We start from the raw sequence: 20591 nt of genomic DNA on the forward strand, positions 1-20591 counted from the left end.
CAGAAGGGGAGGGCGGGGCTCCAGATTGGCCGGAGCCCGCCTAGAGGTTAACCGTCAAACGGCCGGGATGTCATCGAGATACTTTTCCGCATCCAGGGCGGCCATGCAGCCGGCGCCGGCGGAGGTGATGGCCTGGCGGTAGACATGATCGGCCACGTCACCGGCGGCAAAGACGCCTTCGATGTCGGTGGCGGTGGCATTGCCCTCGCTGCCGCCGCGCACGATCAAATAACCGTCGCGCATGTTCAGTTGGCCCTGGAACAGGTCGGTGTTGGGTTTATGACCGATGGCAATGAAGACCCCGGCCAGGGACAGCGTACTGGTTTCGCCGGTCTCGCTGTGCCGCAGGCGCGCGCCGGTCACGCCGCTGGCGTCGCCCAGGACTTCATCCAGGTTCTGGTTCCAGTGCAGGCGGATATTGCCGTTGGCGGCTTTCTCGAAAAGCTTGTCCTGCAATATCTTTTCCGAGCGCAGCTTGTCCCTTCGGTGGATCAAGTGCACCTCCTTGGCGATATTCGACAGGTACAAGGCTTCCTCGACGGCGGTGTTGCCGCCACCGACCACTGCCACCACCTGGTTTCGATAGAAAAAACCATCGCAGGTCGCGCAGGCTGAAACACCCTTGCCGGCGAAGGTTTCCTCCGACGGCAGGCCGAGGTACTGCGCCGAGGCGCCGGTGGCGATGATCAGCGCGTCGCAGGTATAGGTGCCACTGTCACCGACCAGTTCGAAAGGACGCTGTTGCAACTTGGCAGTGTGGATATGGTCGTAGACGATCTGCGTGTCGAAGCGCTCGGCGTGCCGCTGCATGCGTTCCATCAACACTGGGCCGGTCAAGCCCTCGACATCGCCCGGCCAGTTATCGACTTCGACCGTGGTGGTGAGCTGGCCACCGGCCTGTATGCCGGTAATGACAACGGGTTTGAGGTTGGCACGGGCCGCATAGACAGCAGCGCTGTACCCTGCAGGGCCGGAACCGAGAATAATCAGGCGTGAATGCTTCGCTTCGCTCATAAAAACACCTCATAAGCCTTTGTCACAAAAGAGAATGCATGCTCAAATTGGCGCCCAAGACCCTTGATCATGGCTATGCTGTCGCCGAGCGTGCGGGCAATGCCTTGGGCATGACAAACCCGTACAATGCTTGGGTTTTGAACGCAGGATGCGCAAAAGATCAACCTCTTTGGCGACTCCTGTGGTTTTCCGGACGCATGCCACAGTGGTAAAAGTAGTACCGGTTGGGCACATTCACTTTTTTACCTGCTCGTCATGGGCAGTTTTTTCATAGTCATTCAACAGATGGACGCGCCATAGGCGCAGGAAAAGAAGCGTTTTGAAGAAATCCACCGCAGCACCCAAGACAGTCGTTCCGCTCTGGCGCCAACAATTGCACTACCGGCTCAAGGAAGGTGCGTTGATCGCCATCGGTGCCTTGTGCCTGTTCCTGATGATGGCCTTGCTGACCTACGGCAAGGACGATCCGGGCTGGAGCCACAACAGCAAGATCGAAGACGTGCAGAATTTCGGCGGTCCTGCCGGTTCCTACAGCGCCGACATCCTGTTCATGGTGCTGGGCTACTTCGCTTATATCTTCCCGCTGCTGCTGGCGATCAAGACGTACCAGATATTTCGCCAGCGCCATGAGCCGTGGCAGTGGAGCGGCTGGCTGTTTTCCTGGCGCCTGATCGGCCTGGTCTTCCTGGTGTTGTCAGGCGCCGCCCTGGCCCACATTCATTTCCACGCGCCTACGGGCCTGCCGGCCGGGGCCGGAGGCGCGCTGGGTGAAAGCCTCGGCGACCTGGCCAGGAACGCGCTCAACATCCAGGGCAGTACGCTGTTGTTCATCGCCTTGTTCCTGTTCGGCCTGACGGTTTTCACCGACCTGTCGTGGTTCAAGGTCATGGACGTTACCGGCAAGATCACCCTCGATCTCATCGAATTGATCCAGGGCGCGCTGAACCGCTGGTGGGCGGCGCGCAATGAGCGCAAGCAACTGGTGGCGCAACTGCGTGAAGTCGACGACCGCGTCCACGACGTCGTGGCGCCAACGGTGACGGACAAACGCGAGCAGGCCAAGGTCAAGGAGCGCTTGATCGAGCGCGAGCAGGCCCTGAGCAAGCACATGTCCGAGCGCGAAAAACAGGTACCGCCGGTCATCACCATGGCCCCGACCAAGCCGCCCGAGCAAAGCAAGCGCGTGCAGAAGGAAAAACAGGCGCCGTTGTTCGTCGACAGCGCGGTCGAGGGCACCTTGCCGCCGATCTCGATCCTCGACCCGGCCGAGAAGAAACAACTCAATTATTCCCCCGAGTCCCTGGCGGCCGTCGGGCACTTGCTTGAGATCAAGCTCAAGGAATTCGGTGTAGAGGTCTCGGTGGATTCGATTCACCCGGGCCCGGTCATTACCCGTTACGAAATCCAGCCGGCCGCTGGCGTGAAAGTCAGCCGCATCGCCAACCTGGCGAAGGACCTGGCGCGTTCCCTGGCCGTGACCAGCGTGCGGGTAGTGGAAGTGATTCCCGGCAAGACCACCGTGGGCATCGAGATTCCCAACGAAGACCGGCAGATCGTGCGTTTCTCCGAGGTGCTGTCGACGCCGGAGTACGACAACCACAAGTCGCCGGTCACCCTGGCCCTGGGCCACGACATCGGCGGCAAGCCGGTCATCACCGACCTGGCGAAAATGCCCCACCTGCTGGTGGCCGGTACCACCGGTTCCGGTAAATCGGTGGGCGTGAACGCGATGATTCTGTCGATCCTGTTCAAGTCCGGCCCGGAAGACGCCAAGCTGATCATGATCGACCCGAAGATGCTGGAACTGTCGATCTACGAGGGCATTCCGCACCTGCTGTGTCCGGTGGTCACCGACATGAAGGACGCCGCCAACGCACTGCGCTGGAGCGTCGCCGAGATGGAGCGCCGCTACAAGCTGATGGCGAAGATGGGCGTGCGCAACCTGTCGGGCTTCAACGCCAAGGTGAAGGAGGCCGAAGAGGCCGGGACGCCATTGAGCGACCCGCTGTATCACCGCGAAAGCATCCACGACGAAGCGCCGCTGCTGCACAAGCTGCCGACGATCGTGGTGGTGGTGGACGAATTCGCCGACATGATGATGATCGTCGGCAAGAAGGTCGAAGAACTGATCGCCCGTATTGCCCAGAAGGCCCGTGCGGCGGGTATCCACTTGATCCTCGCCACCCAGCGGCCGTCGGTGGACGTGATCACCGGCCTGATCAAGGCCAACATCCCGACCCGCATGGCGTTCCAGGTGTCGAGCAAGATCGACTCGCGGACCATCATCGACCAGGGTGGCGCCGAGCAACTGCTGGGCCACGGTGACATGCTCTACATGCCGCCGGGCACCAGCCTGCCGATTCGTGTCCACGGCGCGTTCGTCTCCGATGACGAAGTGCACCGCGTGGTGGAAGCCTGGAAGTTGCGCGGCGCCCCTGAATACAACGACGACATCCTCAACGGTGTCGAAGAGGCCGGCAGCGGCTTTGAAGGTGGCAGTGGCGGTGGCGGCGATGACGATGCCGAGACCGACGCGCTCTATGACGAAGCGGTGCAGTTCGTCCTGGAGAGCCGCCGGGCCTCGATTTCCGCGGTACAGCGCAAGCTGAAGATTGGCTACAACCGCGCCGCCCGCATGATCGAAGCCATGGAAATGGCCGGGGTCGTGACGGCCATGAACACCAACGGTTCGCGCGAAGTGCTCGCGCCGGGCCCGATGCGCGACTGACTACCCGGGCGGCGTGATGACACGCCGTTCGACCCCCCACGAATTCATGAGGATTCCCATGCGCCTGATTCGCATGCTGCTGTTGCCCGTACTGGCCCTGTCTGCTTTTTCGGCCCAGGCCGGCGAGAAGGACGTGGCCCGCCTGACCCAGTTGCTGGGCAGCTCCCAGACCCTGACGGCACGCTTTTCCCAGTTGACCCTCGACGGCAGCGGCACCCAATTGCAGGAAACTGCCGGCGACATGGCCCTGCAGCGTCCGGGCCTGTTCTACTGGCACACCGATGCGCCAGCCGAGCAACTGATGGTCTCCGACGGCAAGAAAGTTTCCCTGTGGGACCCGGACCTGGAACAGGTGACCATCAAGACCCTCGACCAGCGCCTGACCCAGACGCCCGCTCTGTTGCTCTCCGGTGACATCTCCGAGATCAGCCAGAGCTTCGACATCACCTCCAAGGAAGCGGGCGGCGTGATTGACTTCACTCTCAAGCCCAAGACCAAGGACAGCCTGTTCGACAGCCTGCGCCTGTCGTTCCGCAACGGCGTGGTCAACGACATGCAACTGATCGACAGCGTCGGCCAGCGCACCAATATCCTGTTCACCGGGGTCAAGGCCAACGAGGCGATCCCTGCGTCCAAGTTCAAGTTCGACATCCCCAAGGGTGCGGACGTGATCCAGGAATAACCCCAAGCGCCCCAGTGGAGGTTGCATAAGCAGTGATGGACCTGTTTCGAAGCGCCCCGATTGCCCAGCCATTGGCGGCCCGCTTGCGCGCGACCAACCTGGATGAGTACGTCGGCCAGGAACATGTGCTCGCCCGCGGCAAGCCTCTGCGCGAAGCCTTGGAGCAGGGCGCCCTGCACTCGATGATCTTCTGGGGCCCGCCAGGCGTTGGCAAGACCACCCTGGCGCGGCTGTTGGCGGAAGTCTCGGACGCGCATTTCGAAACGGTGTCGGCGGTGCTGGCCGGGGTCAAGGAGATCCGCCAGGCGGTGGAAGTCGCCAAGCAGCAGGCCGGCCAGTACGGCAAGCGCACCATTTTGTTCGTCGACGAAGTCCATCGGTTCAACAAGTCCCAGCAGGACGCCTTCCTGCCTTATGTCGAAGACGGCACGTTGATTTTCATCGGCGCGACCACCGAAAACCCTTCGTTCGAACTCAACAACGCCTTGCTGTCGCGGGCGCGGGTCTACGTGCTCAAGAGCCTCGACGAAACCGCCATGCGCAAGCTGGTGCATCGGGCATTGACCGAAGAACGCGGCCTGGGCAAGCGTCACCTGAGCCTCAGCGATGAGGGCTTCCAGATATTGTTCAGTGCCGCGGATGGCGATGGCCGGCGCTTGCTCAACCTCTTGGAAAACGCCTCGGACCTGGCCGAAGACGACAGCGAAATTGGCGTCGAGCTGTTGCAAAGCCTGCTGGGCGATACCCGGCGACGCTTCGACAAGGGCGGCGAGGCGTTCTACGACCAGATTTCGGCGCTGCACAAATCTGTACGCGGCTCCAATCCTGACGGTGCCCTGTACTGGTTTGCGCGGATGATCGACGGCGGTTGCGATCCGCTGTACCTGGCCCGTCGTGTCGTGCGCATGGCCAGCGAGGACATCGGCAATGCCGACCCGCGGGCGTTGAGCCTGTGCCTGGCGGCCTGGGACGTGCAGGAACGCCTCGGCAGCCCGGAAGGCGAGCTCGCCGTGGCCCAGGCCATCACTTACCTGGCCTGCGCGCCGAAGAGCAACGCCGTGTACATGGGCTTCAAGGCTGCGATGCGCAGCGCCACCGAGCACGGCTCCCTCGAAGTGCCGCTGCACTTGCGCAACGCGCCGACCAAGCTCATGAAGCAGTTGGGTTATGGCGACGAATACCGCTATGCCCACGACGAGCCCGACGCTTATGCCGCTGGCGAAGATTATTTTCCCGATGAGCTCGAACCCCAGCGGTTCTATCAACCAGTGCCTCGTGGGCTGGAATTGAAGATCGGCGAGAAGCTCAATCACTTGGCCCAGCTGGACCGACTGAGTCCACGGCAGCGGAGAAAACCGTGATCCCCTTGATTCTCGCAGTCTCCGCTGGCGGTGTGGCCGGTACGTTGTTGCGTTTTGCCACGGGTAACTGGATCAACGCAAATTGGCCGCGGCACTTCTATACCGCGACGCTGGCCGTTAATATCGTGGGCTGTCTGCTGATCGGCGTTCTTTACGGCCTGTTTTTGATTCGCCCCGAGGTGCCCATCGAGGTGCGAGCGGGGTTGATGGTCGGTTTTCTTGGCGGCCTGACGACTTTTTCATCCTTTTCACTGGATACGGTGCGCCTGCTGGAAAGCGGGCAGGTGCCGCTGGCCCTGGGCTATGCGGCCATCAGCGTGTTCGGCGGGCTGCTCGCCACCTGGGCCGGCCTGTCCCTGACCAAACTTTGATAACGAGAGACCGACATGCTCGATTCCAAACTGTTACGTAGCAATCTACAGGACGTAGCGGACCGCCTGGCTTCCCGTGGCTTTGCCCTGGATGTCGCGCGCATCGAAGCGCTGGAAGAACAGCGCAAGACCGTCCAGACCCGCACCGAAGCCCTGCAGGCTGAACGTAACGCGCGCTCCAAATCCATCGGCCAGGCCAAGCAACGCGGCGAAGACATCGCGCCGTTGATGGCCGATGTCGAGCGCATGGCGGGCGAGTTGAGCGCCGGCAAGGTCGAGCTGGACGCGATCCAGACCGAGCTGGATTCGATCCTGCTGGGCATCCCGAACCTGCCTCACGAATCGGTACCGGTTGGTGAAGACGAAGACGGCAACGTCGAAGTGCGCCGCTGGGGCACACCAACAACGTTCGATTTCCCGGTGCAGGACCACGTGGCCCTGGGCGAGAAATTCGGCTGGCTCGACTTCGAGACCGCCGCCAAGCTGTCGGGCGCGCGTTTCGCCTTGTTGCGTGGGCCGATTGCCCGTCTGCATCGCGCACTGGCGCAGTTCATGATCAACCTGCACGTCACCGAGCATGGTTACGAAGAAGCCTACACGCCGTACCTGGTCCAGGCCCCGGCGCTGCAAGGCACCGGCCAGTTGCCGAAGTTCGAGGAAGACCTGTTCAAGATCGGGCGCGACGGTGAAGCCGACCTGTACCTGATCCCGACCGCCGAAGTGTCGCTGACCAATATCGTCGCCGGTGAAATCGTCGACGCCAAGCAACTGCCGATCAAGTTCGTCGCCCACACGCCGTGCTTCCGCAGCGAAGCCGGTGCCTCGGGTCGTGATACCCGCGGCATGATCCGCCAGCACCAGTTCGACAAGGTCGAGATGGTGCAGATCGTCGAGCCGTCCAAATCCATGGAAGCCCTGGAAAGCCTGACCGCCAACGCCGAGAAAGTCCTGCAACTGCTGGGGCTGCCGTATCGCACCCTGGCGCTGTGTACCGGCGACATGGGCTTCAGCGCGGTGAAGACCTACGACCTGGAAGTCTGGATCCCGAGCCAGGACAAGTACCGCGAGATTTCCTCGTGCTCCAACTGCGGCGACTTCCAGGCCCGCCGCATGCAGGCGCGCTTCCGCAACCCGGAAACCGGCAAGCCGGAACTGGTCCACACCCTCAATGGCTCCGGCCTGGCGGTGGGTCGTACCCTGGTGGCGGTATTGGAAAACTACCAGCAGGCCGACGGTTCGATCCGGGTGCCCGACGTGTTGAAGCCTTACATGGGCGGCATCGAGGTCATCGGCTAAATGGACTATTTGCCACTGTTCCACAACCTGCGCGGCAGCCGCGTGCTGGTGGTTGGCGGCGGCGAGATTGCCTTGCGCAAGTCTCGCCTGCTGGTTGATGCCGGTGCGTTGCTGCGGGTGGTCGCACCCGACATCGAACCGCAGTTGCGGGAGCTGGTCAGTGGCAGCGGTGGCGAGTGTGTCCAGCGTGGCTACGTGGAAGCGGACCTGGACGGTTGCGGCCTGGTCATCGCCGCCACCGACGATGAACCGCTCAACGCCCACGTCTCGGCCGATGCCCACAAGCGTTGCGTACCGGTCAACGTGGTGGACGCGCCGGCCCTGTGCAGCGTGATCTTCCCGGCCATCGTCGACCGCTCACCGCTGGTGATCGCGGTGTCCAGTGGCGGCGATGCGCCGGTGCTGGCGCGGCTGATCCGGGCCAAGCTGGAAACCTGGATCCCCTCGACGTACGGGCAACTGGCCGGTTTGGCGGCGCGTTTTCGCAATCAGGTCAAAGGCTTGTTCCCGGATGTCCAGCAGCGGCGGGCGTTCTGGGAAGAGGTATTCCAAGGCCCCATTGCCGACCGTCAGTTGGCCGGGCAGGGCGCCGAAGCCGAACGCCTGCTGCGGGAGAAAATCGATGGTGAGGCGCCGAACGCGCCGGGTGAAGTCTATCTGGTGGGAGCCGGGCCGGGTGATCCCGACCTGCTGACGTTCCGCGCCTTGCGCCTGATGCAACAGGCGGACGTGGTGCTTTACGACCGCCTGGTGGCGCCGGCGATCCTGGAACTGTGCCGTCGCGACGCCGAACGGGTCTACGTCGGCAAGCGTCGTTCCGAGCACGCAGTGCCGCAGGATCAGATCAACCAGCAACTGGTGGACCTGGCCCGACAAGGCAAGCGCGTGGTGCGGTTGAAGGGCGGCGATCCGTTCATCTTCGGTCGTGGTGGCGAAGAGATTGAAGAACTGGCGGCCCATGGCATCCCGTTCCAGGTCGTCCCGGGCATCACCGCCGCCAGCGGTTGCGCAGCCTACGCCGGGATCCCGCTGACCCATCGCGACTACGCCCAGTCGGTGCGGTTCATCACCGGTCACCTCAAGGACGGCACCAGCGACTTGCCGTGGGCCGACCTGGTGTCGCCGGCGCAGACGCTGGTGTTCTACATGGGTTTGGTCGGCTTGCCAGTGATTTGCAACGAGCTGATCAAGCACGGTCGCGCGGCGGACACGCCAGCGGCGTTGATCCAACAGGGTACGACAGCCAACCAACGGGTCTTTACCGGCACTTTGGCAGACTTGCCGCGGCTGGTGGCCGAGCACGAGGTGCATGCGCCGACCTTGGTGATCGTTGGGGAAGTGGTGCAGTTGCGCGAGAAGCTGGCCTGGTTTGAAGGGGCTCAGGGGCAGGTCTGAAGACCGTGCGGCGCTCTTCGCGAGCCTGCTCGCGAAGACGCCTTCAGCTATAACGAATGCTTCGGATCAATCCCGGTCCCACGCCAGATCCCTTTCCCGCTCAACCTCTCCCGATCATGGGCCACCGTAAAGTCCTGCTTCGGTCCCTTGGGCACGATCCCATTGGGGTTGATGGTCTTATGGCTGCCGTAGTAATGGCCCTGGATATGGGTGAAATCCACGGTCTCGGCAATCCCCGGCCATTGGTATAGCTCCCGCAGCCAGTTCGACAGGTTCGGATAATCGGCAATGCGCCGCAGGTTGCACTTGAAATGGCCGAAGTACACCGCGTCGAAACGAATCATCGTGGTGAACAAGCGGATATCCGCTTCGGTCAGGTATTCGCCTGCCAGGTAACGACGGGTTTCCAGCAGGGCTTCCAATCGATCCAGTTCGGCGAACAATTGGTCGAAGGCCTCTTCATAAGCGGCCTGGGTCGTCGCGAACCCGGCGCGATAAACGCCGTTGTTCACCGCCGGGTAGATACGCCCGTTCAATGCATCAATCTCGTGTCGCAGGTGTTCGGGATACAAGTCCAGGTCGTTGCCGGTCAGGCCATCGAAAGCACTGTTGAACATGCGGATGATTTCAGCCGATTCGTTGCTGACGATGCGCCGTTGCTGTTTGTCCCACAGCGCCGGCACGGTGACGCGGCCGGTGTAGTCCGGCGTGTCGGCGGTGTAGCGCTGGTGCAGGAATCGCAGATCGTCGAGTTTGTCGCCCGTTGAGCCGTGGGTCTTGTCGAAGGTCCAGCCGTTCTCCAGCATCAGGTAGCTGACCACCGAGACGTCGATCAGGTCTTCAAGGCCTTTGAGCTTGCGAAAGATCAGCGTGCGGTGCGCCCAGGGGCAGGCGAGGGAGACATACAAATGGTAGCGCCCGGCCTCGGCAGCGAAGCCGCCCTCGCCCGAAGGGCCCGGGCTGCCGTCGGCGGTCACCCAATTGCGGCGTTGCGCCTGCTCGCGCTGGAAACTGCCGTCCTTGCTTTCATACCACTGGTCCTGCCAGCGGCCCTCGACCAACAAACCCATCTGAATGTCCTCGCTCAATAATCATTCGAGACGAGTCTATGCCGATAGGTTCGAACTAATAGCGCAAAGGTTGGGCGTTAATGATCGGTTATATCGAACGATCCCGGGCATCCCAATACTGCCGGGCCTTCTCGAACGCTTCGTCGCGAGTATCACCCAGGCCGCGCAAGGCCAAAGCCATGGTGGCGATCAGCGCCAGTTGCGGGTAACTGTCCTCGACGTCGCCGCGCCAGATCGCTTTCAAATGCTCGGGGTCAAGACTCTCCGGCTTGACGTGGCGCTGCTCGGACAAGCGTGGCCATTCCTCATCCCAACTGACGCCCCCGGTGGTGCCGTACAAATGACTGTCGGCGTCCGGGTTGATCTCGATCTCGCCGCCGTCGCCCTTGATCACGATGGCGGTATCGCCGAGCAAGCCACTGGCTTCGCGGTGCACGGCCTGGTAGCCCGGGTGGAAGATGCTTTGCAGGCCGCAGCGTGCGCCCAGCGGGTTGAGGATCCGCGCCAGGGAATGGATCGGCGAGCGCAGGCCCAAGGTGTTGCGCAGGTCGATCATGCGCTGCATTTGCGGCGCCCAATCCACCAGCGGCATGAAGGCCAGGCCGCCGTTGTCCAGCGCGGTGCCGACCTGTTGCCAGTCGCGGCACAGCGGGATCTGCAACAAGCCCAGCAGTTGTTCGGTGTAGAGCCGCCCGGCGGTGTGAGCGCCGCCGCCGTGCATGAAAATCCGCACGCCGTTCTGCCCCAGGCATTTGGCCGCCAGCAGGTACCACGGCAAGTGGCGCTTCTTGCCGGCGTAGGTTGGCCAGTCGAGGTCCACCGTCAACGCCGGGACCACCAGGCGTTCACGCAGGGCTTCGGTGAAGCCGGCCATTTCCTCGGCGCTTTCTTCCTTGTGCCGCAGCAGCATGAGGAATGCGCCCAGTTGGGTTTCTTCGACCTGTTCATCGAGCACCATGCCCATGGCTTCCCGCGCTTCTTCACGGGTCAGGTTCCGGGCGCCACGCTTGCCTTTGCCAAGGATGCGCACGAACTGGGCGAAGGGGTGTTCGGCTGGAGTCTCAAGGGTCAGTGCTGGAAAGTCGGTCATAGGCAATTCGTCGGTTTGGGCAGGCCCGCCAGCTTGGCGGCGAGTTTGGCGGGAGTGCCTTTGAACAATCGGTTCAGGTGCAGGCTGTTGCCCTTGTCCGCCCCCAGTTTCAGCGCGGTGTACTTGATCAGTGGCCGGGTGGCGGGGGACAGCTGGAATTCATCGTAGAAGGCTCGCAGCAGTTCGAGGATTTCCCAGTGTTCGGGGCTCAAGTCGATGTCTTCGGCGGTGGCCAGGGCGGTGGCCACGTCGGCGGACCAATCATTGAGGTCGGCCAGGTAGCCATCCTTGTCCAGCGCAATGCTGCGTTCGCCCACGGTCAGGGTCTTCATAGCCAGCTGTTGACCTTGTCATGCTGGATCGAAAGCTCGACGAAGGCCGGATAATCGACGGCTTCGGCCCAGCCCGGAATAGCCAAGGCGCGGGCCTGTGCGTCTTCGGCCAGGACGAACACTTTGCAGCCGCCGGCTTGCAGCGTGTCGAACGGCAGGGTGCCGGGTTGCAGCGCATAAGCCGCGTCGCCGCACAGCAGCAGCGCGTCGTGGTCTCCCAGGATCCGCAGGCAACTGGCGAGGCGGCTGTCGCCGAAGGGGGAATGAGACAACACATGCAAGGTCGACATCAGAGGGTGATCACCTGGTCGTAACGGTCAATGAGCGCGGCGATGTCCGCTGCGGCCAATACTTTCAGGTCGTCCAGCGCCAGGGCATCGGCGGCGAGACCGCGCTGCGCGGCGCTGTCGGCACAGACGAAGAGATCTTCGACGCCAAACATCGGCAAGGCCTGCAAGTTGGCGCTCAGGTCCTTTTGCCGGATGGCCCTGGCGTCCTGCCCGGCGGCGAGCTGAAACACGCCATCATCGAGAAACAGCACGCCGATGGGCAAGTCGAACGCGCCGCCGGCCAAGACGATGTCCAACGCTTCCCGGGCGCCAGGGCCGGACCAAGGCGCTTGGCGGCTGATGAGCAATAAAGACTTGGCCATTACGCGCCTCCGAAGCAGATCAAGCGGTCGGCATCCTGGATCGCATCGTGCAACTGACCCAGGCCGGACAAGGCCCACGGCGCTTCGGCGCTGGCCGCCGAACGCTGGTAGCGCTGGGCTTCTTCCTCGTTCAACACGCCACGGCGTAATGCTGCGGCGATGCACACTACGCCGTCGAGCTGGTGCTCGGTGACAAATGCGCGCCATTGCTGGGGCAAGTCTTGCTCGTCCTGAGGCGTGACGACGCTGTTGGCAGCGTTGTAAACGCCGTCCTGGTAGAAAAACAACCGCACGATCTCATGCCCAGCGGCCAGCGCTGCCTGGGCAAACAGCAAGGCGCGGCGCGAGGAGGGCGCGTGAGCGGCGGAAAACAGCGCGATGGCAAACTTCATGACGGACCCGATCGGCAAAACTGCGGCCATGATAATGCTTTATGGGCGGTGGGGCGATTGCGAGCCTTCCAAAACAGAATCCAGGTGTACTCATTGTGTCGAGGGGAGCTCAGCCTTGGTTTATGAGGCCATACAGCTCGCAATATTCCTCCCATTCCAAGCCCGCCATCTCCGCCACTTCCTTGTGCACTTCCATGCGCTGGGCCTGGTAGTCCTCGGCTGAAGCGGTCGTCAGCAACAGCGTCAGTTCCCAGGCGAACAAGCCCACGCGTTCGGCCTCGGCTTCGAACGCTTCGTGCAAACGCTCGGCGCGGTATTGTGCGGCGGTTTCACCCTTGGCCTGGGCCAGCAGCGGGTTGAGGTTGTCCAGTTCGTGACGCAGTTGGGGGCGTGCGTCGAGAAAAATCTGCAGGGCTCGTTCGTGCTGCTGTTCGGTTGTCGCCATGGTTGCTCCTTGGTCGATAAGCCGACAGGTTGCGCGAATCGATAGCGGTTGTCGCCTGCAAATTTCGGTAAAGCCGCACGGCAACCCGGGGCGTAATGCTACAGTCGGCTTTTTTTCGAAGAGTGAAATGCAATGCGAATGCTGATGGTGGCCGTGGTCTCGACCCTGCTGGCCGGCTGCGCGGGTTCGGCGATGGAGCAGGCCCGGACCCAAGCCCCCTACAAGACCTTGTCCTCGGACAAGCCGCAGCAGAATGTCGCCCAATGCGTAAAGTTCGCCTGGGAAGACGAGGCGGTGTTCGGGGTCGATGCCGGCGCTTACTTGCAGCCCGGCAAGCAGGGTGGCTCGACGGTATACACCCGTTCGGCCGAATCGTTTGTCGATCTGCAAACCAGTGCCACGGGCACGGCGCTGAATTACTACGCCAAGCATGATGATTTTGTCGCCAAGCGCCGGTTGGCGGCGTTGGCGACGTGCCTCTGAGCGCCACGAACCAATGTCGGGGTGAGTTTCAACTTTCGGAATCGAGGCGCTTCTGGAAAAAGAAGCGCTGATGCCCCGGTGGATAGTCATGGATCTGGCCGCATTCGGTGAAACCATGCCTGCGGTAGAAATCCGGGGCCTGGAAGTCGAACGTATCGAGCCAGATGCCCACGCAATTCTTCTCCCGGGCCAGTTGTTCGGCCATTTGCATCAGTTTCGAGCCCGTGCCCTGGCCGCGCGCTTGTTCAGGCACCACCAGCAATTCGATATAAAGCCAACGGAAAAATACCCGGCCATACAGTCCGCCGACGATTGCATCGTGTTCGTCGCGCACAAGCCAGGCGACCAGTTCCGGTGCGCTTCCACCGGCTTGGGCGACGTTGTAGGCGCGCAATGGCGCGACGATGGCTTGGCGTTCTTCATCGGTTGGAGGGTCCGTGCGTTCGATTCGCAGCGTCATCGGCAATGTCCTTGTGCAAGGGATGATCAAGCACGCGAGCCTACAGCAAACAGGCATATTGTTTAAACCGAGCCATACTCCTGTGTGCTTTTGAAGCGATCCCTACCCTCAAGAACAAGAAGAGACCGACTCATGAAGTTCGAATCACTGGCCCGGACCCTCATCGCTACCTCGCTCTCCCTTTACTGTCTGACTGCCCACGCCGCGTCCCAGGCCCCGGTTGCCGCCGAGAACGGCATGGTCGTCACCGCCCAGCACCTGGCAACCCACGTCGGCGTCGATGTGCTCAAGAGCGGTGGCAACGCCGTGGATGCGGCGGTCGCGGTGGGCTATGCCTTGGCGGTGGTTTACCCGGCGGCGGGTAACCTCGGTGGTGGTGGTTTCATGACCTTGCAAATGGCCGATGGCCGCAAGACCTTCCTGGACTTCCGCGAAAAAGCCCCCCTGGCGGCCACCGCCGACATGTACCTGGACAAGGACGGCAACGTCATACCCGAACTCAGCACGCGCGGCCATTTGGCAGTAGGCGTGCCCGGCACCGTGTCCGGCATGGAACTGGCGTTGAAGAAATATGGCAGCAAACCCCGGGCGGAATTGATCGCGCCGGCGATCAAATTCGCCGAAGACGGTTTTGTCCTGGAGCAGGGCGATGTGGATCTGCTGGAAACCGCCACGGATGTCTTCAAGAAGGATGCGCGTGATTCCGGCGCGATCTTCCTTCATAACGGCGAGCCTATGCAGGTCGGCCAGAAACTGGTGCAAAAAGACCTCGCCAAGACGCTGCGGGAAATCTCCGCCAAGGGCGCCGATGGCTTCTATAAAGGCTGGGTGGCCGATGCGCTGGTGACTTCCAGCCAGGCCAACAAAGGCATCATCACCCAGGCGGACCTGGACAAGTACAAGACCCGCGAGCTGGCGCCGGTGGAATGCGATTATCGTGGCTATCACATCATCTCCGCGCCGCCACCCAGTTCTGGCGGCGTGGTGCTGTGCCAGATCATGAACATCCTCGACGGCTACCCGATGAAAGACCTGGGTTTCCATTCGGCCCAGGGCATGCACTACCAGATCGAAGCCATGCGTCACGCCTATGTCGACCGCAACAGCTACCTGGGCGACCCGGACTTCGTGCAGAACCCCATCGACCATTTGCTGGACAAGAACTACGCGGCAAAGCTGCGCGCCGCGATCGAGCCGCAAAAAGCCGGCGACTCGCAAAAGATCAAACCCGGCGTGGCGCCCCATGAGGGCAGCAACACCACGCATTATTCGATCGTCGACCAATGGGGCAACGCCGTTTCCGTCACCTACACCCTCAACGACTGGTTCGGCGCCGGCGTGATGGCGAGCAAGACCGGGGTGATCCTCAATGATGAAATGGATGACTTCACCGCCAAGGTCGGCGTGCCCAACATGTACGGCCTGGTGCAGGGCGAAGCCAACGCCATCGCGCCGGGCAAGGCGCCGCTCTCATCCATGAGCCCGACCATCGTCACCAAGGACGGCAAGACCGTCATGGTGGTCGGCACGCCGGGCGGCAGCCGCATCATCACGGCGACCTTGCTGACCATCCTCAATGTGATCGACTACGGCATGAACCTGCAGGAAGCCGTCGATGCGCCGCGCTTCCATCAACAGTGGATGCCGGAAGAGACCAACCTGGAGACCTTCGCCGCCAGCCCCGATACCCTGAAGTTGCTGGAGAGCTGGGGCCATAAATTTGCCGGCCCACAGGACCCGAACCACATTGCCGCGATCCTGGTGGGCGCGCCGTCATTGGGCGGCAAGCCGGTGGGCAAGAACCGCTTCTACGGCGCTAACGATCCACGCCGCAACACCGGGTTGTCGTTGGGCTACTGACCATTCGAAGAGGCGAATATGATCACCGCATTGCTGATCATCGATGTCCAGGAGGGGCTGTGTGCCGGGGAGGAGGAATGCTTCGACAGCCAACGCCTGGTCCAGACCATCAACGACCTCAGCGCCAGGGCCCGGGCTGTCGGGTTGCCGGTGATCCTTATCCAGCATGAAGAGCTGGACGGCTCGCTGGCACATGGCAGCGCCGCCTGGCAGTTGGCCGACGGCTTGCTCACCGGAGTGGATGACTTACGCGTGCGCAAGACCACCCCGGACGCGTTCTACCAGACCGGCCTGCTGGCGCTGCTGCAAGCCCGGAGCATCGATCGCGTGGTGATCTGCGGGCTGCAAACGGACTATTGCATCAACGCGACCGTGCGCCAGGCCCATGCCCTGGGGTACGAAGTGGTCCTGGCCGCCGACGCCCACTCGACGGTAAACAACGGTAGCCTGTCGGCCGAGCAGATCATTGCCAATCACAACCATCGACTCGGGCGGCTGAGCAGTGCGGTGTCGCGGATCGATGTGACGCCAGCGGCCAAGATCCGCCTGTAGCCGATGCGCAAGGACTAACCCGTGGCGAGGGAGCTTGCTCGCGCTTGAGTGCGTAGCGCTCACAAAGTTTTCGGGGCGGCTGCGCCCGAAGCGTCGGACCGTCCCAGCGGGAGCACGCTACCTCGCCACTAAAGGTCATCTTTCATGGATCGTGACATCACCACGGCGGCGCACGCATTGGCGGCGGGGGACCCGGTGGCCGCGCTCAATCGTGTCGCCTTGCGCAACGATGCGCCGGCCCTCGCGCTTCGCGGCATTGCCATGGCGCAGTTGGGGGACCTGGAGAAAGCCCGGGGCCTGATGCGTCGGGCCGCTTCGGCCTTCGGCCCCAAGGAGCCCATGGCACGGGCGCGGTGTGTCGTGGCCGAGGCTGAAATTGCCCTGGCCTCCCGTGACCTGGCTTGGCCAATGAAGCGCCTCGACGCTGCCCGGGCGGAGCTCGAAACCCAGGGCGACCGGGCGAACGCCGGCCATGCGCGGACCATCGAAATCCGCCGGTTGTTGCTGATTGGCCGGCTCGACGAGGCCGAGCTCAAGCTCATCGAACTGGACCTTGCCGGGTTGCCTTTGGCGTCCCGGGCGGCTTGCGAGTTGGTGGCCGCCGGGATTGCCATGCGGCGACTGCAAGCGCAAACCGCCCGGGGAGCCTTGGAAAGAGCCAGGCAAGCCGCGAGGCAAGCAGGGATCGGCGCGTTGGACGGCGAAATCGACAGTGCCTGGCGGATGCTGCTGACGCCCGCAGCGCGGCTGATCGCCCGAGGCGAAGAGCGTTTGCTGGTGCTCGAAGACGTGCAAGCCCTGCTGGCCGGCTCGGCGCTGGTGGTGGACGCCTGCCGATATGGCGTCAGTTGCGCTGGCGTCCAGGTCGCCCTGGCCAGGCGTCCGGTATTGTTTGCCCTGGCCCGCGAACTGGCCCAAGCCTGGCCTGGCGATGCGCCGCGGGACGTGCTCATGGCCCAGGCCTTTGGCTTGAAATTGACGGATGAGTCCCATCGCGCCCGGTTGCGCGTCGAGATGGGGCGGTTGCGGGCCGCGTTGCGTCCAATGGCTGACCTGGTCGCCACCCGGCACGGTTTCAGGTTGGTGCCGCATCATGCGGGCGAGGTTGTGGTCCTGGCGCATGTCGTCGAGGAACCCTACGGGGCGGTGCTGGCGCTGTTGGCGGACGGAGAGGCCTGGTCCAGCTCGGCCCTCGCGCTGGCCTTGGGCACCAGCCAGCGCAGTGTGCAACGAGCCTTGGAAGTCCTCGCGGCTTGCGGCAAGGCGCAGTCGTTCGGTCGTGCAAGGGCCCGCCGCTGGACGGCACCACCGATGCCTGGATTCGCGACGGTATTGTTACTCACCGCGCTGCCGTTCGAGGGTTAGCATGCAATCACACCCACCGATGAGGCGATGTGAGATGAAACGTTCAGAAGCACAGATCCTGCGCGAATATGGTCCGTTCCCGGGCGTCGATTGCGTGCACGGCGTGAGTCATGACGGCGAGCACGTCTGGTTCGCCTCGGGCGAAAAGCTGCACGCCCTCGATCCCGCCAGTGGCCAGACCGTGCATTCCCTTGATGTTCCAGCGAACGCTGGCACCGCGTTCGACGGTCGGCATCTGTTCCAGATTGCTGGCGACAGCATCCGCAAGATCGATCCGCGCACCGGCCAGGTAGTGGCGACGATCCCGGCGCCCAACAGTGGTGACGATTCAGGCCTGGCCTGGGCCGAAGGATCGCTCTGGGTCGGTCAGTACAAGGCGCGCAAGATCCTGCAGATCGATCCCTCCGACGGCAAGGTTCTGCGCACGATCGAATCCAATCGCTTCGTCACGGGCGTGACCTGGGTCGATGGCGAACTGTGGCATGGCACTTGGGAAGAGGATGAAAGCGACCTGCGGCGCATCGATCCGCAAACGGCGCAAGTACTGGAAAGCGTGACGATGCCGCCGGGGATCGGCGTGTCGGGGCTCGAATCCGATGGCGCGGATCGGTTTTTTTGTGGCGGGGGCGGCAGCGGGAAGGTGAGGGCGGTGCGTCGGCCGGTTTGAGGGCAGGCCGAGTTTAGTCTCTGAAATACCGCATTTGTGGCGAGGGGATAAAGCCCCTCGCCACAATAAGGTCCAGCTATTGTCTCAAGGCGCGCCAAGCACCATCGTCCAGTAAACCCCCGCGTCACTGCGCGAATCGCTGGCGGACGCGGCGCCCATCTGGGTGAACATCGGGTTCATCAGGTTCGCGCAATGTCCCGGGCTGGCGAGCCAGTCGCCCATGGCCTGGCTCGGCGAGCGTTGTCCGGCGGCGATGTTCTCGCCCAGCTTATGTCCGCGAAAGCCGGCGCGCCTGGCTCGATCGGACGTAGAGCGACCGTCCGGGTCGCGATGGGCGAAATAATTGCCACGGGCCATGGCCCGGCTATGCCCGAGAGCGGCTGATCCCAGTGCGGCGTTCCAGCTCAATGGGCGAGCCGCGGCAAAGCGCTGGCGTCCACACATCCGCGGCTTGGCCCTGGCGGCGTTGACCTGCGCCAGCAACGTCTTGTCCGGCGCACCCGCATCGCTCACTCGCATGCCGCCCCCTATGGGTTGTGCCAACACCACGCGCCACTCGTCACCGACCCGATTGATGCCGATATCAGCGTACCGATTGTCCAGCAGCGCCGCGCAATGCTCGTCTGCGAGCATTTCCATCGCTTCGTCGGCGTCCCGTGCATCGGTCAGGCGAATGCTGCGCACCTCGCGGGCTTGGTAGCCAACCTCCTTCAGTGCGTCGCGCAGTCCGCCACGAAAACCGATCGGCAACGCCAGGTTCGAGCGCAGTACCAAAGGTGGCGCGGCGCGCGACTTTCGCCAGTCGCACCGTTGGGACTGGCTGCGGTAATCGTTGATAGCGCTCACCAGTTGCCCTTCACCCCGGGCATGGGCCGGGCTGGCGAGGAGAGAAGACAGGATCGTGAGGCACAGCGAAGCGAAACGGCGAGAGCGAACAGGATGGCGCATGGGACGAACGGCTCGGGAGGAAATTGCCTTGACGCCAGAACGGCGCCGGTCAGCCCTGGATGTGTTTTTCAGGGCTGGGGTAGGACTGCGGGTTTTGGCACTAGTTTCAGAGGTCGAGGACATTAATCCTCAGTTCACACAGACCCCGTGGCGAGCGGATAAATACCCTTGCCACAATAATATTTGCGCTTGATCACTTTGCGGCTTCAGCCACCGGCGCCTTGACCCGCTCTGCCTTGCGCCAGGTCAGCAACACGATGCCGGCCACCACGATCGCGCCGCCGAGGATCTGGCCCGGGTTGAGCATCTGGTCCAGCACCAGCCAGCCGATCAGCAAGGTCGCCAATGGTTCGATGTTCATCACCGGGGCGTTGCGCGGCATATCCAAGCGCGGCACGCACATGAACAAGACGATGAAGCCAGTGCCATAAAGCACCATCAGGGTGGCTAGCGCGAACCAGCCGGTGCTGCTCGCGGGGAAGTCGAGGCCTCCGGGCAGGGCGCCGGTCAGGCCGGCGAGGTTGACGCTGCTGAACACAATGAAAATCGTTAGCAGGCTGCGCACCGAACCGCGCACTTGGGACAACTTGTGGTCGGTGATCCACAAGGCGCACGCGAAGACGCACGCGGCGCAAAAGGCCAGGCCAACCCCTAGCAGCCATTGCGGGCCGACATCCGCCTGGGACGCCAACCGCGTCGGCACTTCCAGCACGAATACCAGGCCCACCAGGATCATGCCCATCAGCGTTGCGGTACGAGCAGTGGGGCGCGGGCCGCCGAGGGCCCAGGTCAACAGGGCCAAGAGGATCGGGAATACGTTGCCCACCAGCAGGGCCAGCGCCACCGGCACCCGCGCCACGGCGGAATACAAGCACAGGCTTTGGGCGCCGATCAGCAGGCCTAACGCCAATTGCCAGCGCCAGGCGCCGGGCGGCAGTCGCAAGCTCTGGCGTTGCCACAACACCATCGCCGCCAATACCAGCAACGTCCCGCCCGAGCGCAGCAGGATCGCCAGCAACACCCCGGCACCGTCATCGAACGCCGCCCGCGCGGCGACATGGTTGCCCGCGAAGGCGCAGCCCATGCAAAGCAGAATGAGCACGGCGATGGGGCGTGGGAAAGGAATGGGAGCATCGGATGCGGCGATGGAGCGGGTCATGGCAGGAATCTCAAAGATGTACCACCGCTGCAGCGAGGCTTCGGTGGTTGATTTAGTGGTTATAGGTTGTCGTACAACATCGGGCTTTGTACCGGATCAAGCCGAGGGAGACAAGCCATTGGTCTGCGCTCGAGCAGTTCTTGGCAGATGTTCGCAGACCCTTGTGGCGAGGGAGCTTGCTCCCGCTCGGCTGCGAAGCAGTCGTCAGCTCCACTAGCCCAATCAATTCCAGACAGGCACACACGCCCCGACGATTTGCTGTACAACAA

Annotated in this window: 22 protein-coding genes; 11 read left to right on the top strand and 11 right to left on the bottom strand. The window is 62.8% G+C overall.

Annotated elements, in window-relative coordinates; genetic code table 11:
- Positions 1–54: 54 nt before the first annotated feature.
- Positions 55–1014: a thioredoxin-disulfide reductase gene (gene trxB / locus VQ575_RS09880; RefSeq protein WP_039592888.1), complete on the bottom strand. Its 960-nt coding sequence runs from the start codon at positions 1012–1014 to the stop codon at positions 55–57.
- Positions 1015–1333: 319 nt separating this feature from the next.
- Here trxB and VQ575_RS09885 point away from each other — a divergent pair, with 319 nt between their 5' ends.
- From VQ575_RS09885 to cysG, 6 genes are read left to right on the top strand one after another with little or no spacing between them, the layout of a single operon-like run.
- Positions 1334–3742, top strand: coding sequence for a DNA translocase FtsK (locus VQ575_RS09885; RefSeq protein WP_325919545.1), 2409 nt, complete (start codon positions 1334–1336; stop codon positions 3740–3742).
- A 58-nt stretch (positions 3743–3800) separates the two neighbouring features.
- Positions 3801–4424 carry an outer membrane lipoprotein chaperone LolA gene (lolA, locus tag VQ575_RS09890; RefSeq protein WP_325919548.1) on the top strand — a complete coding sequence of 208 codons (624 nt, stop codon included), beginning with the start codon at positions 3801–3803 and terminating at the stop codon, positions 4422–4424.
- 35 nt (positions 4425–4459) lie between these two features.
- The gene (locus VQ575_RS09895; RefSeq protein ID WP_039592903.1) at positions 4460–5785 is read left to right on the top strand and encodes a replication-associated recombination protein A; all 1326 of its coding nucleotides are present in this window, start codon (positions 4460–4462) and stop codon (positions 5783–5785) included.
- Entirely contained in the window at positions 5782–6156 is a 375-nt protein-coding gene (gene crcB, locus VQ575_RS09900) for a fluoride efflux transporter CrcB (RefSeq protein WP_018608522.1), read from the top strand. Before VQ575_RS09895 ends, crcB begins: the two co-directional genes overlap by 4 nt.
- A 15-nt stretch (positions 6157–6171) precedes the next feature.
- Positions 6172–7452 (top strand): serine--tRNA ligase, encoded by a 1281-nt coding sequence (gene serS / locus VQ575_RS09905; protein WP_045155663.1) that lies wholly within the window; start codon positions 6172–6174, stop codon positions 7450–7452.
- A complete protein-coding gene (gene cysG, locus VQ575_RS09910) occupies positions 7453–8847 on the top strand; it encodes a siroheme synthase CysG (protein WP_325919550.1) in 1395 nt (464 codons plus the stop codon).
- Between the two features lie 47 nt (positions 8848–8894).
- On the opposite strand, the gene VQ575_RS09915 is transcribed toward cysG, so the two are convergent.
- The 7 genes from VQ575_RS09915 to VQ575_RS09945 form a co-directional block, all read right to left on the bottom strand.
- On the bottom strand, positions 8895–9917 hold the full coding sequence (locus tag VQ575_RS09915) for a glutathione S-transferase family protein (protein WP_198723427.1): 1023 nt from the start codon (positions 9915–9917) through the stop codon (positions 8895–8897).
- Between the two features lie 88 nt (positions 9918–10005).
- Positions 10006–11007: a glycosyl transferase family protein gene (locus VQ575_RS09920; RefSeq protein ID WP_039592907.1), complete on the bottom strand. Its 1002-nt coding sequence runs from the start codon at positions 11005–11007 to the stop codon at positions 10006–10008.
- Positions 11004–11339, bottom strand: a complete 336-nt coding sequence (locus VQ575_RS09925; RefSeq protein ID WP_039592908.1) for a TusE/DsrC/DsvC family sulfur relay protein — start codon at positions 11337–11339, stop codon at positions 11004–11006. The genes VQ575_RS09920 and VQ575_RS09925 overlap by 4 nt, the downstream gene beginning before the upstream one ends.
- Complete coding sequence (gene tusB, locus VQ575_RS09930; protein ID WP_039592909.1) at positions 11336–11629, bottom strand: sulfurtransferase complex subunit TusB; 294 nt, start codon at positions 11627–11629, stop codon at positions 11336–11338. The genes VQ575_RS09925 and tusB overlap by 4 nt, the downstream gene beginning before the upstream one ends.
- A complete protein-coding gene (gene tusC / locus VQ575_RS09935) occupies positions 11629–11991 on the bottom strand; it encodes a sulfurtransferase complex subunit TusC (protein ID WP_039592910.1) in 363 nt (120 codons plus the stop codon). Before tusC ends, tusB begins: the two co-directional genes overlap by 1 nt.
- Positions 11991–12383, bottom strand: coding sequence for a sulfurtransferase complex subunit TusD (gene tusD / locus VQ575_RS09940; protein ID WP_039593040.1), 393 nt, complete (start codon positions 12381–12383; stop codon positions 11991–11993). Before tusD ends, tusC begins: the two co-directional genes overlap by 1 nt.
- Positions 12384–12492: 109 nt before the next feature.
- On the bottom strand, positions 12493–12828 hold the full coding sequence (locus VQ575_RS09945) for a DUF6388 family protein (protein WP_045155667.1): 336 nt from the start codon (positions 12826–12828) through the stop codon (positions 12493–12495).
- A 132-nt stretch (positions 12829–12960) separates the two neighbouring features.
- On the opposite strand from VQ575_RS09945, the gene VQ575_RS09950 reads away from it, so the two are divergent.
- On the top strand, positions 12961–13311 hold the full coding sequence (locus VQ575_RS09950) for a hypothetical protein (protein ID WP_039592912.1): 351 nt from the start codon (positions 12961–12963) through the stop codon (positions 13309–13311).
- 28 nt (positions 13312–13339) lie between these two features.
- Here VQ575_RS09950 and VQ575_RS09955 read toward each other — a convergent pair whose 3' ends face one another.
- Positions 13340–13771 carry a GNAT family N-acetyltransferase gene (locus VQ575_RS09955; RefSeq protein WP_325919553.1) on the bottom strand — a complete coding sequence of 144 codons (432 nt, stop codon included), beginning with the start codon at positions 13769–13771 and terminating at the stop codon, positions 13340–13342.
- Positions 13772–13903: 132 nt separating this feature from the next.
- On the opposite strand from VQ575_RS09955, the gene ggt reads away from it, so the two are divergent.
- From ggt to VQ575_RS09975, 4 genes are all read left to right on the top strand, one after another.
- Positions 13904–15631 carry a gamma-glutamyltransferase gene (ggt, locus tag VQ575_RS09960; protein WP_045155669.1) on the top strand — a complete coding sequence of 576 codons (1728 nt, stop codon included), beginning with the start codon at positions 13904–13906 and terminating at the stop codon, positions 15629–15631.
- 18 nt (positions 15632–15649) lie between these two features.
- Positions 15650–16183: a cysteine hydrolase family protein gene (locus VQ575_RS09965; protein ID WP_039592915.1), complete on the top strand. Its 534-nt coding sequence runs from the start codon at positions 15650–15652 to the stop codon at positions 16181–16183.
- A 144-nt stretch (positions 16184–16327) separates the two neighbouring features.
- Positions 16328–17548 carry a helix-turn-helix domain-containing protein gene (locus VQ575_RS09970; RefSeq protein ID WP_325919554.1) on the top strand — a complete coding sequence of 407 codons (1221 nt, stop codon included), beginning with the start codon at positions 16328–16330 and terminating at the stop codon, positions 17546–17548.
- 34 nt (positions 17549–17582) lie between these two features.
- Positions 17583–18215, top strand: a complete 633-nt coding sequence (locus VQ575_RS09975) for a Vgb family protein (protein WP_045155671.1) — start codon at positions 17583–17585, stop codon at positions 18213–18215.
- An 84-nt stretch (positions 18216–18299) separates the two neighbouring features.
- Here the strand turns inward: VQ575_RS09975 and VQ575_RS09980 are convergent, their stop codons facing one another.
- Positions 18300–19163: a CAP domain-containing protein gene (locus VQ575_RS09980; protein ID WP_325919557.1), complete on the bottom strand. Its 864-nt coding sequence runs from the start codon at positions 19161–19163 to the stop codon at positions 18300–18302.
- Positions 19164–19356: 193 nt separating this feature from the next.
- Positions 19357–20322: an EamA family transporter gene (locus tag VQ575_RS09985; protein WP_325919559.1), complete on the bottom strand. Its 966-nt coding sequence runs from the start codon at positions 20320–20322 to the stop codon at positions 19357–19359.
- Between the last annotated feature and the right edge of the window lie 269 nt (positions 20323–20591).

The sequence above is a fragment of the Pseudomonas frederiksbergensis genome (assembly GCF_035751725.1).
In the GTDB taxonomy this organism is placed as follows: Bacteria; Pseudomonadota; Gammaproteobacteria; order Pseudomonadales; family Pseudomonadaceae; genus Aquipseudomonas; species Aquipseudomonas frederiksbergensis_A.

Coding starts and splice junctions, on each gene's coding strand:
- trxB (WP_039592888.1), bottom strand. CDS start 1,014: ATGAGCGAAGCGAAGCATTCACGCCTGATTATTCTCGGTTCCGGCCCT.
- lolA (WP_325919548.1), top strand. CDS start 3,801: ATGCGCCTGATTCGCATGCTGCTGTTGCCCGTACTGGCCCTGTCTGCT.
- VQ575_RS09895 (WP_039592903.1), top strand. CDS start 4,460: ATGGACCTGTTTCGAAGCGCCCCGATTGCCCAGCCATTGGCGGCCCGC.
- serS (WP_045155663.1), top strand. CDS start 6,172: ATGCTCGATTCCAAACTGTTACGTAGCAATCTACAGGACGTAGCGGAC.
- cysG (WP_325919550.1), top strand. CDS start 7,453: ATGGACTATTTGCCACTGTTCCACAACCTGCGCGGCAGCCGCGTGCTG.
- VQ575_RS09915 (WP_198723427.1), bottom strand. CDS start 9,917: ATGGGTTTGTTGGTCGAGGGCCGCTGGCAGGACCAGTGGTATGAAAGC.
- VQ575_RS09920 (WP_039592907.1), bottom strand. CDS start 11,007: ATGACCGACTTTCCAGCACTGACCCTTGAGACTCCAGCCGAACACCCC.
- VQ575_RS09925 (WP_039592908.1), bottom strand. CDS start 11,339: ATGAAGACCCTGACCGTGGGCGAACGCAGCATTGCGCTGGACAAGGAT.
- tusB (WP_039592909.1), bottom strand. CDS start 11,629: ATGTCGACCTTGCATGTGTTGTCTCATTCCCCCTTCGGCGACAGCCGC.
- tusC (WP_039592910.1), bottom strand. CDS start 11,991: ATGGCCAAGTCTTTATTGCTCATCAGCCGCCAAGCGCCTTGGTCCGGC.
- tusD (WP_039593040.1), bottom strand. CDS start 12,383: ATGAAGTTTGCCATCGCGCTGTTTTCCGCCGCTCACGCGCCCTCCTCG.
- VQ575_RS09945 (WP_045155667.1), bottom strand. CDS start 12,828: ATGGCGACAACCGAACAGCAGCACGAACGAGCCCTGCAGATTTTTCTC.
- VQ575_RS09950 (WP_039592912.1), top strand. CDS start 12,961: ATGCGAATGCTGATGGTGGCCGTGGTCTCGACCCTGCTGGCCGGCTGC.
- VQ575_RS09955 (WP_325919553.1), bottom strand. CDS start 13,771: ATGACGCTGCGAATCGAACGCACGGACCCTCCAACCGATGAAGAACGC.
- ggt (WP_045155669.1), top strand. CDS start 13,904: ATGAAGTTCGAATCACTGGCCCGGACCCTCATCGCTACCTCGCTCTCC.
- VQ575_RS09965 (WP_039592915.1), top strand. CDS start 15,650: ATGATCACCGCATTGCTGATCATCGATGTCCAGGAGGGGCTGTGTGCC.
- VQ575_RS09970 (WP_325919554.1), top strand. CDS start 16,328: ATGGATCGTGACATCACCACGGCGGCGCACGCATTGGCGGCGGGGGAC.
- VQ575_RS09975 (WP_045155671.1), top strand. CDS start 17,583: ATGAAACGTTCAGAAGCACAGATCCTGCGCGAATATGGTCCGTTCCCG.
- VQ575_RS09980 (WP_325919557.1), bottom strand. CDS start 19,163: ATGCGCCATCCTGTTCGCTCTCGCCGTTTCGCTTCGCTGTGCCTCACG.
- VQ575_RS09985 (WP_325919559.1), bottom strand. CDS start 20,322: ATGACCCGCTCCATCGCCGCATCCGATGCTCCCATTCCTTTCCCACGC.